The organism is Streptococcus sp. UMB0029, assembly GCF_002871495.1.
Lineage (GTDB): Bacteria > Bacillota > Bacilli > Lactobacillales > Streptococcaceae > Streptococcus.
This window is the reverse complement of record NZ_PNGD01000015.1, coordinates 60,220-69,736: the sequence shown is the minus strand read 5'-3', so window position 1 is coordinate 69,736 and position 9,517 is coordinate 60,220. Positions and strand designations below refer to the sequence as shown.

Sequence of the window (9,517 nt, the reverse complement as noted above, 5' to 3'; positions counted from 1 at the left end):
TTGATGAGTTCAGCAGGCAAGAAACTAGCACGATCAGACGTGCTTTTTTGTCTATGTAAATAGGAAACTAATATAGAGTTTTCAAATTTTTAGAAAAAAGGGCTAGCATTGTTTTTCAGTGCTAGTCCTTTCCGTGTTTAACATCATCTAACAATTTTAAGATATTTACTGTTGGAATTTGAATAACATCAATACCGAACATCCCTGTCAATGAAGCAATATGAGCTCTTGCATAAGAATACAACATGCTTATCGCATTAGGAAGATACTTAACAAAGACATCCTCTTCTTCAGGAGTATTTTGGGTATCTTCAAAAATACCAACAAGTTTAATTTTTAAATACAGTGGATTTTTTTTCTCTAGATAATCTTCATCAAACAAAGTAACTTCAAGTTCTAACAATCCACAACCTTTATTCTCTCTACTAATTTTTGGAGTCGGAATTATAGAAATATCAACATTTTCAATATTGTCCAAATCTTCAAATTCGTTATTTATATGATAGATAAGTCTTTCAACTCTCACTCCCCTTAATTGTAAGTCACTACCATAAGTACTCATGCTGCAAACTCCATTCTAAAATTTGACGAGCAAATCTCTTTGTTGATTTTTTCTGCTCTCAAAGTCGGATGATATTTTGTAACTGTTTTATTTTCGTTTCCAACTTTTGAAATTAAATTTATACTATACGTCTGATATGATAGTTCCTCAAAATATTCTGACGGCAATTTTAAATTATCATAGGGTATAAATTCGCTTGTTTTGCTTCTTATTCCAGGAGTTGGCGAGTCTATTTCATAATCAAGTTGCAAAAAATCCAATAATTCAAATAAATCTTCTTCATTCTCAAACATAGTATCACCTCACTTTTTAGTTACACACTATGTAACTTTAACTCACAAATATTTATTATATTAGTGTCGACAATATTTAACTGTTTCGCAAGAGGAACAAACCTAGAAGCCCCTATTATGGGATTTCCTGTTGACTTCATTGTTCTACAAACTGCTTTGTATTTTTTATTTCTAAAAACAAATGCATCCAATAGCTTACAATGGAACGTATGCTCATCAGTATTACTAATTAAAACACGTTTCCTTTTCAATTCTGTTATGAAATCTCTAGCGAACTCATCTAATTTTTTTAAACCATCGCTTTTGTCTAAGTCTAAAAGCTCACCTTGTTCAAATTCAAATTCAGTTTCAATAACTACTGGTTCAGTATCTTTGTCAGGACGATTCCCCTCCGCCCATCTTTTTGCCCGTTCAAAATCATCAACAAAGAAATACACTCCATTCCCTAGCCAATGATCATCTCTTTTATTAAAAGAAAATTTTTCTGTTTTTATAATACTTTCATAATTACTCAAACCTGTACCATGAAAAGCTAGCACATTCACTTCATCTCCCAACCAAACTATAATACTCCTATCACTATTATATCATATATGTCAAGTACTATATGTTGTGATGATTATTATTTTTAGCACAAAATAATCCGTCTCATTTACTTGATTGTTAATATATTTCTATTTAAAAAGTTTAGCTTTTGATTCACTAAACTTCTTAAAGGATTTAATTATTTAGTTTCCTTATTCAAAGATTCGCTCTGATTCTTTGAATATAATAAAGTTTACTTCTACTAATTTTTAGACTATGAGATCAGAAAGATTGTCTCTCACTCTGCATAGATTCCTTCTTCAAAACTAATCATTTTTCTAGTAAATTGGCCAGTTTTTACCCCCTTTTTCTCTGAACATCTCCGACTTGGAAAAAGTTCCCTTCACCGGTACCCTACTAGGCAGAAAGATTTTTTAAAAGGTGGGGGGAGTCAATATCCTTTCAATTCCACAAATCTTTTAGCGATTACCTTTCTACGGCTATTTATATAACGAGTAGTTTTATTTAGTTTCTCTGCCACGTCTTCCCAAGTCGCACCAGCTTCTAAATATCTCATTTTAAAAATTACTAGATCACTTTCAATTAAGTTTTCCATCAAGGTATCTACAACTAGTTTGAAACCTTCTAAATATCTTAGTGTTTGGTCTTCTTCAATTCTAATGATTGTCGCTTCAGTAGGACTAGATACTGTCTTGCCTTTTCCACCAGTATAATCTTCAGTGCTATGTTTCTTATTATGTATCAGTTCCTGTCTTCTCAAATAAATTTTATTAGCAAGCGTTCTATATCGTCCTAACTCAATATCTATCCCGTCCAGGTCTCTGTTACTCAACTCGTACATAGGCAAGTACCTCCACTTAAATTTAAAAATTTTTTTATCTTTCAATTTGTCAAATTGTAAATTCTGTAAAACTGACAAAAAGCGCTAAAAGCCTTCCAACACTCCACTTACCAGGTATCATTGTTTTAAGTTTGACAACTCTTCAGTATGACAAGTTCAAGGGAAATTTCTTTAATTTATCCCCTCAGTTTCTCATATCTTACATTCTGTGAAACTCACTCCATTCTGTAAACCCCTGATATACCTTGCTTTCAAGCTATTACTTCTTTTCAGTTTATGCTTACTTTGTTATGTGAAACTTAGTAAAGCATAAAAGTAGGACTAGCGATATTTCTTTTGTTTGAGCCATATATCACTAGCCTTACTTAATTTGTTCCCTATTTTTCTAGATACACTTTGATGTCCCGATATTCCTTAGAAAAATTCATCCATCCGCTAGAATCAGGGGTTAAGAATGGTAGAACAGTAAGCGGACTTACTTCTGTTCGATACGGCGATAGAGAATGTCTCTGACTTATTTCTCTGACTACACCTGTATGGATTTCTTCTACATCCTTCTTCAGTTCTTGAATTTCATCATATGCGTCCAGAATTCGTCTAAGTTTGTTTCGGTATTGTTTATAGATCTTCTTAGTTTCCATCCGTTGCTTAGTCTCTTTAAAAATGTATTCAAAGATGACTGCATTAGCTTCTGAAAAATCACTATCAAATTTTTCCTGAAGGCCATCAATAGCTTTTTCCATCTTTTCCAGCTGCTCTAAAGATTCTAAGTTATTTGACAAAAAAGAATCTATGTTCTCAAATGAAACTGCTTGATTGCCTAACAGGCTTTTCCTTTTTTCGCTTAACTGTTCTCGTGCTGAATTAATCTTACTTTTTTTATTATCTATATCATCCAGTGTTTCAAATACTTGATTAATATCCATTTCTTTCTCCTAGTTCCATTGAATAAAGTAACCACAATCTTCTTCAACTTTTTTTACATCAAATCGGGTATGTAAAATCAACCGTTTCCCAAAATAGTCATTCGCATTCACCCAACTAAGTGTATCTTTCTTGCGATCAAACAGAGTAACAAAGTTTTCTAGATCTCCGATAAAGCCTTTTTTGTCGCCTTTGTTCCCTAATGTCGTATCATCTACAATTAAAAAGTTATCTACAAAGAATGTTTCACTTGTCCCTGTCTCTTTATCAACTTTAAGAAGATAATTTCCTGAAGTGTCTTTCATTTTTTCTAAGACACTAAATAGTGATTGACTAATAACAATAGATACATTGCGCTCTGGATTGATTAAAGAAACAATAGATTTCAAGTCGTCCAGACTTGTAGCGGTCTGTACTTTCGCAGTTTGGAGAATTTTCCCAATCTCTCTATTTCGTGTTCTACGTTTTAATTTAATAATCTTCTTACCAAGAAAATCCGTTAAATTATATTGGCCATCATCTAATTGTTCCTGTGAAAAATCAAGTTTTCCACTGAATAATTTAACTAAGTAATCAACGCTGATAGTTTTCTTTTTATCTGCTTCTGTTCTCTCAACCGAATTTTCGCTAACTTCTTGTAATGAATCAGATTCAAAGTCAGTTACTTCATACTTCCCACCACGGGTACGAGTCTCAATAACATTTACTAGATCAACCAGATCTTTACGTTGATGTTCATCTCCATAACTATCAAGGATTGGTTTTTCAATGAGTACATGATTATTTTCTACGTTCATCCCTCTAGTGTTATAACCTGTACTTCGGATATAAGCTTCTAAATTTTCTTTTTGTTTAACTAAGTTAGTTGTCATTTTTTGCTCCTTCATCTTTTAATATCTGATTTTTGTTTATAATTTTTTCTAAAATTCTTTGCTCTTAGCTTTTCTTTTATGACTCTCCGAGCATTTAGAATCATTTTTTCTAGATTTTGATTTGTCTTGTTTGTTAGCATATTTCTCTAGTATTTCTTGTTTCCGTTGTTCTAAGCTATCACCTTCTTTTTTACACTGAGAAAAGATTTTCTGTCTTTTATCTGGATCCATAGAAAACTTATTGGCTACTACATACCCTAAAGAAGTATCTCCTGACATCTCTCTCACCCCCTTTCTATGCAAACAAAAAGGGACATACCACTAGCATTATATGCTTACGGTATGTCCCTGAGGTGTTCTCAATAGACTTATTTTTTAGTTTCTTTTTTGACTAGATGGGTAAATTTCCCATCTGAATAGAATAAAGTTATCTCTCCAAACCTTGGAACTTTTTCTATCTCTATTATACCACATTTTTCGTAGACAACAAAGCCTTTTTCTGTTGAAAATCGCATTTTATCATCATTCATTGAAATTCTCCCCTCACTGTATTTATAGTGTACCTCTTGTCTTTGATCGTGAAAGCCTTGAAAGTGTTCCCTTCTAAACCTTTCAAAATTCTACTTGAGTTTCTAGCATTATAAACCGTCCGCAGTTCACTACTGTCTAGGTTCGTGTTGAAAATCGTAGTTTCTCGATTATTGATAATATCAAACAAGAAATCCTGTTCCCAGTCACTCTTAGGTGTTACCGTCCCATTTTTTGCTCCTAGGTCATCGATGATTAGAAAATCTACATCAACAAGCTTTTTAACCGCCTCATACTCTGTTAAGTTTGCATTTCTTCCATAAGCCCAACCTTCTTTTATCTGCTTGATAATCTCGGTTAAACTAACAAACAAAACACTCTTAGGCTCGTTCTTCTCTCTGAAGCTCTCATTGATTTCTTTAGCTAGTGCAAGAGATAAATGACTTTTTCCTATTCCTGTGCTACCGCTGATTAAAGTATTTCCTGTCATACCTGCAAGGTACTTCTGGGCTTGCCCCTTTACAAACTCTAACATCTGACGTTCCTCTGTCGTCTTAACAAAGAAATTATCAAACGTTGCCCCCTTCAACTCGTTAGGAATCGTACTATCACGCATTAAGACATCATAAGTTTTAAAGTAAGCTTGCCTGTCCTCGAACTGCTGCAATAGGTCTTTCTCTTTTTGTTTAATCTCTCCCTTTACACACTCCGGACAAAATGCTTGTAGTTTTCTTTCTGAACCCCCTAATACCGGTACAGAAATTTCCCAATAATTGACCTGGTGAATATCGCAAACCTTATCCGATATCTTTCTGTTATTAAATTCTTTAAATTGTTCCTTCATCTTTGCAACTCCTAAAATGGTAGGTCTGGGAAGTTATCTTCAGACTTCCCTCTTATGGTTTTAGGCTTTTGATTCAAATAACCGTCAAACTTAGATCCAAAAAGTGTTTCAGGTCTCAGATATTTAGAAAATTCAGGACTATCCTTCCATTCTGCCGTTTTAATATCTATCACCTGTTTAAAATCTTCAAGTGTATAGCCTTCTTTGAATCGTGCTAGTAAAAGCCTTTTTGTCTTATCAACAAACTTATACCGCTTATTAGCTACTTGATTCAGATAAACAATAGGAATCCAAAGTTCTTTATGTTTTGTTTTCTCTAAATCTTTTATAGCTGTTTCTTCAAGCCAAGTAGGAAAAGTGAAAGGTGAGCTTTGCTCATTAGACGAGGTTTCCTCGGCTATATATTCTTGATTTATATCTAACTTTAAATCTTGCTCTAACTCTTTGTCTTTATCTATCTCTTTCTCTGTCTTACATGTAGATAACGTTGTAAAATTCTTAGATAACAATGTAAGATTTTTTTCTTTCTCTTGTTGCTCTTTGCGGTAGCTTCTCATATATGCAGCGTGATTTGTTTCTTGTTGTACTAAAGCTTTTGCTTGTGTTAACTCGGCATTTTTATCTTCATCAATCTGAATCAGACCACATTGCGTAAAATAAGCTATAGTCATGGATATATCATCCTCAGAAACATCTAATTTCAAGGCCAGTTCTTCTTTTAAGGTTTCAAAGTATCCCTCATAATACAGAATACAGTCACTTTCAAGACTTTCTAACATCATGCGCATATAGATCACTGTCATGGTATAGCCACCAGGCATACTTTTTAGTCGCTTAATAAAGAGATTGTCAAAAAATTTCTTATCAATTTTCAGCCAAAAATACACTTTAGTCTTTGCCATCATCTACCCCCAGAAACTTTAAAACGTCTGAAACTTTATAATACGCTTTTCTAGTATCTTCAATAGGCGGTATATACTGTGGTAATCCTGCACCTTCCCATTTTGTCAAAGTTTTATCTCCTATGCCCAGTTCTTCCTTTAGTTCCACCTTGCTGATTAAATCTAATCTTTTTTGAGGTGCTTTCTCATGGCTTTTTAAATACCGTTCCACTGCTTCCAAAATCTTAGACTTTAAATCTTCAATCATTTTTTCAAACATCTTAGTACCCCCATGGCTTAACCCCTGCAAGCTGAATATATCGCCCATAATCAGGGCTTAAATCCTCGCTAGTCGTTTCTATCGTCTGTGTGCTTTCTCGCTCTCTTTTGGCGCTCTTTTTGCGGTCTCGGCGGTTTAGATACATGAGAAAGCCAATCAATATCACGGTAAAAACAAGCGCCTGTGTATTGCTTAAATCTAGTTCATTCATGTTTTATCCTCTTTCTATAGTCATTAGCCTGTTGAGTATGTTCTGAAATGAGTTGGTTCATAGCTTGGATTACTGTATTTAGTAAAGCTGATGATTGTTTACTGTCTTCCATACTAGCCATTTCTAAGACTAGTAGAGTATTAGTTAACTGACAACAAAGCCCCTCATAATCTACTAGAACATCATTTGTATTTACTGTCATAGTATTTCCTTTTCTTTTGCCTTTTTCCTATACAGTAACACCACTCCAAACGCTGGGCGATTGCCCCAAGTTGGCGAACGCTTGTAGCGGTGTTTCGTAAGTAATTACCCATCTTTCAGCTAAACAAGGCCTTAGAATCACTCTGTCAGCGCTTGATTTCAAAACCTTTTCTAATTGCTTGCCTGCTCTTAGGTTTTTCTTTATGTATTTGATAGAATAGATATTTTTTGCTATAATCAAAGCATAGAAAAAATTTCTATACTCTGAATTGTGTCGCTTGCTCGCCTTGGCCAAAATTTGAGCAAGTGATTTTTTTATTTTCTTTTTGCATGATTACTACCTGACTTTGGTTTATAAAGCAAGTCTTTACTATCGATAAGATCTAGAATCCAACTGAATCCCTGCTCCACCATTTCAAGAAATGCGCCCAGGTCTTCACTCTCCAGGTTCTCGTAGTTCATACAAAGATATTCGGCTAGTTGTCTGTCTTTCTCAACTAGCTTTTTAAAATCCTTGGGATACTTAGGAATTTCTAACCCCTTGGCATTTGTAACTGTCTTAAACTCATTTTCCATTTTCTATACTCCTATACTTTAAAAATTAATTCCTTAATTTCTGAATACCCCCTATTCAAGTTGATCATCGCTATTGCCATATCTTCCAATCGCTGATAGTTTGTCAGTTCCGCGCTTGTTAAACTGTCAATACCGTTTTCACTTTCTCGCTCTTGCATGAGTTGGGCTTTGTTTTTCCCAGTCGCTCCCTTTAGCAGTAGGTTTGTAAGAGTGCTATAGGCATGCTTGGGTGCTTTCTCCCATGATTTGATAGATTCGGTTAAGGTCTTGCGCTTTGGCTTTTCCAGTTCTCTTTGAAGATAACGTTTAGAAAGTTCATCACGCATTTCAAAGAATGCTTTGACTAGATTAGTTTTGAAGTTGGCCACTTGCTCGGTATTCTTTAAGAATGTAATCAGCAAAGTAGCCTGTTGCTCGTTCAAAATATAATCTTTTGCCTGTTGTCCACTTTGTAAAGGTCGCATTTTAAATGACACCTTTCCAAATTGCTCCAGTCGTCCAATCTGCTTTCTAATATGTTCCTGTATTGCGTGATGTTTTACTCCAGCACATTCAGCTATGATTGCACTCGTAGTGTACGGCTCTTTCTTGCCGTCCATATAAACCAGTTCCATTGGTTCGCTCCTTTCTAATAATCTTCAGCAAGCCACTGCATGGCTTTTTGATAAATGCTGGGCTTTACTTCGCCTCCGTCTCGGATTTTCCTGTAAGTGATTGGATTCACACCAATTTCCTCGCTGGCTTTTTTAGCAGTCAAATTCTTGTCCGCTTGCTTTCGGCGAATTGCTTTTGCTTGTGTTGAGGTGATAAGCAATGCAGTTCCCTCCTTTCTCGTTTTGTAAAGTTTATCTTTACTTGAATCAAGTATATAACGTTTTTCTTTACTTGTCAAGAGAAAATAAATAAAAACTTTACAAAAGTTTTTTTAGAGGTTATAATTTAACTGAGGTGATAAAATGGCGACAATAAAAAATAGGTTAAAAGCTTTAAGAACTGAGAAAGGAATAACTCAGGATAAATTAGCCACAATTATAAATGAAAAACTAAAAGAAAATGAAAAGCCGATATCCAAAATGGTAATATCTAACTGGGAAAATAATAAACATACTATCAAACCAGAAAAAGCTCAGATTTTAGCTGATTTCTTTGGAGTTAGTGTTTCTTCCTTACTAGGTTATGGCGATGAAGTTATGACCTTTAATAGTGGAGCAGAGTTTGAAGAATACCGTAATAATTTAATCAAACGTCTAAATACTAAGGAAAGACTTGAAAAGAAATTAGGTAAATCAACTGAGCAGTATAAACTTGATAAAAAAACTATTGAACAAATTGAACTTATAAAACAACGTATAAATCAAAAATACGGAACTAATTCTCACGGAAATACTGCTTACGATGCTCTTGTAGCAGGTATTGGTGAAAATGACTTTTTTATACGATTATTTGATGCTATACTAGATTTTGATGAACTAAAAGAAACAGAAATTTCAGACTTACTTTATAAGTACCTCATTTTAGATAACGATAGTAAACATTTAATACTAGAACTCATTAACAAATTACCACAATCTAAAACTAAATCTTTATCAGAAAAAGATAATGACTAACAAGGAGTAACACCTATGGGATTTTTTGACTCTGTAAAACAAGAAGGTAGTTTTTCTACTGCATCTGGGCTAAATGGACTACACTACGTTGTCCTTCAGGTAACTTTGAAAGAAAAGTTTTTCGGCACTGGATCAGGAAACCTTACAGAATTAGAAGATGTTATCAATAAACAAGCTTCAAAAGGTTATCGCCTGCATACCATCACAACTGCCAATGGCGGAAGCAAAGGACTAGGCGGTGGTGACCGTATCCAGGCCACAATGGTTTTTGAAAAAATTATCTAAAACCAAACTTCTAACTCTAAAATGGGAATGGATTCTATCGGAAATTTTAAAAATTTTTTTAATTAA

18 protein-coding genes are annotated in these 9,517 nt (G+C 34.2%); 2 read left to right on the top strand and 16 right to left on the bottom strand.

Features of this window, described 5'->3' with window-relative positions; translation table 11 throughout:
• Positions 1 to 121: 121 nt before the first annotated feature.
• The 16 genes from CJ239_RS10205 to CJ239_RS10130 form a co-directional block, all read right to left on the bottom strand.
• Positions 122 to 562, bottom strand: a complete 441-nt coding sequence (locus CJ239_RS10205) for a hypothetical protein (protein WP_102211478.1) — start codon at positions 560 to 562, stop codon at positions 122 to 124.
• Complete coding sequence (locus CJ239_RS10200) at positions 559 to 855, bottom strand: hypothetical protein (RefSeq protein WP_102211477.1); 297 nt, start codon at positions 853 to 855, stop codon at positions 559 to 561. Before CJ239_RS10200 ends, CJ239_RS10205 begins: the two co-directional genes overlap by 4 nt.
• Positions 856 to 875: 20 nt before the next feature.
• The gene (locus CJ239_RS10195; RefSeq protein WP_257994538.1) at positions 876 to 1,412 is read right to left on the bottom strand and encodes a hypothetical protein; all 537 of its coding nucleotides are present in this window, start codon (positions 1,410 to 1,412) and stop codon (positions 876 to 878) included.
• Between the two features lie 419 nt (positions 1,413 to 1,831).
• Positions 1,832 to 2,242, bottom strand: a complete 411-nt coding sequence (locus CJ239_RS10190) for a DUF722 domain-containing protein (protein ID WP_007518096.1) — start codon at positions 2,240 to 2,242, stop codon at positions 1,832 to 1,834.
• Positions 2,243 to 2,619: 377 nt separating this feature from the next.
• Complete coding sequence (locus CJ239_RS10185) at positions 2,620 to 3,168, bottom strand: hypothetical protein (protein WP_075231133.1); 549 nt, start codon at positions 3,166 to 3,168, stop codon at positions 2,620 to 2,622.
• 9 nt (positions 3,169 to 3,177) lie between these two features.
• Entirely contained in the window at positions 3,178 to 4,038 is an 861-nt protein-coding gene (locus tag CJ239_RS10180; protein WP_102211476.1) for a phage major capsid protein, read from the bottom strand.
• Between the two features lie 48 nt (positions 4,039 to 4,086).
• Complete coding sequence (locus tag CJ239_RS10175; protein WP_102211475.1) at positions 4,087 to 4,317, bottom strand: hypothetical protein; 231 nt, start codon at positions 4,315 to 4,317, stop codon at positions 4,087 to 4,089.
• Positions 4,318 to 4,406: 89 nt separating this feature from the next.
• On the bottom strand, positions 4,407 to 4,568 hold the full coding sequence (locus tag CJ239_RS11810) for a hypothetical protein (protein ID WP_000997173.1): 162 nt from the start codon (positions 4,566 to 4,568) through the stop codon (positions 4,407 to 4,409).
• Positions 4,565 to 5,410: an ATP-binding protein gene (locus CJ239_RS10170; RefSeq protein WP_102211474.1), complete on the bottom strand. Its 846-nt coding sequence runs from the start codon at positions 5,408 to 5,410 to the stop codon at positions 4,565 to 4,567. Before CJ239_RS10170 ends, CJ239_RS11810 begins: the two co-directional genes overlap by 4 nt.
• 11 nt (positions 5,411 to 5,421) lie before the next feature.
• Positions 5,422 to 6,312, bottom strand: coding sequence for a conserved phage C-terminal domain-containing protein (locus tag CJ239_RS10165; RefSeq protein WP_102211473.1), 891 nt, complete (start codon positions 6,310 to 6,312; stop codon positions 5,422 to 5,424).
• Positions 6,299 to 6,571 (bottom strand): hypothetical protein, encoded by a 273-nt coding sequence (locus tag CJ239_RS10160; RefSeq protein WP_049509653.1) that lies wholly within the window; start codon positions 6,569 to 6,571, stop codon positions 6,299 to 6,301. Before CJ239_RS10160 ends, CJ239_RS10165 begins: the two co-directional genes overlap by 14 nt.
• Position 6,572: 1 nt before the next feature.
• On the bottom strand, positions 6,573 to 6,782 hold the full coding sequence (locus CJ239_RS10155; RefSeq protein WP_102211471.1) for a hypothetical protein: 210 nt from the start codon (positions 6,780 to 6,782) through the stop codon (positions 6,573 to 6,575).
• The gene (locus CJ239_RS10150; RefSeq protein WP_102211470.1) at positions 6,775 to 6,984 is read right to left on the bottom strand and encodes a hypothetical protein; all 210 of its coding nucleotides are present in this window, start codon (positions 6,982 to 6,984) and stop codon (positions 6,775 to 6,777) included. Before CJ239_RS10150 ends, CJ239_RS10155 begins: the two co-directional genes overlap by 8 nt.
• 314 nt (positions 6,985 to 7,298) lie before the next feature.
• Positions 7,299 to 7,559, bottom strand: a complete 261-nt coding sequence (locus CJ239_RS10140) for a hypothetical protein (protein ID WP_102211468.1) — start codon at positions 7,557 to 7,559, stop codon at positions 7,299 to 7,301.
• Positions 7,560 to 7,570: 11 nt separating this feature from the next.
• Positions 7,571 to 8,173 carry a Rha family transcriptional regulator gene (locus CJ239_RS10135; protein ID WP_102211467.1) on the bottom strand — a complete coding sequence of 201 codons (603 nt, stop codon included), beginning with the start codon at positions 8,171 to 8,173 and terminating at the stop codon, positions 7,571 to 7,573.
• Between the two features lie 14 nt (positions 8,174 to 8,187).
• On the bottom strand, positions 8,188 to 8,373 hold the full coding sequence (locus tag CJ239_RS10130; protein WP_070526404.1) for a hypothetical protein: 186 nt from the start codon (positions 8,371 to 8,373) through the stop codon (positions 8,188 to 8,190).
• Positions 8,374 to 8,515: 142 nt separating this feature from the next.
• Here CJ239_RS10130 and CJ239_RS12300 point away from each other — a divergent pair, with 142 nt between their 5' ends.
• Entirely contained in the window at positions 8,516 to 9,166 is a 651-nt protein-coding gene (locus CJ239_RS12300; RefSeq protein ID WP_257994536.1) for a helix-turn-helix transcriptional regulator, read from the top strand.
• Between the two features lie 15 nt (positions 9,167 to 9,181).
• The gene (locus CJ239_RS10120) at positions 9,182 to 9,451 is read left to right on the top strand and encodes a DUF4177 domain-containing protein (protein WP_102211466.1); all 270 of its coding nucleotides are present in this window, start codon (positions 9,182 to 9,184) and stop codon (positions 9,449 to 9,451) included.
• Positions 9,452 to 9,517: the final 66 nt, after the last annotated feature.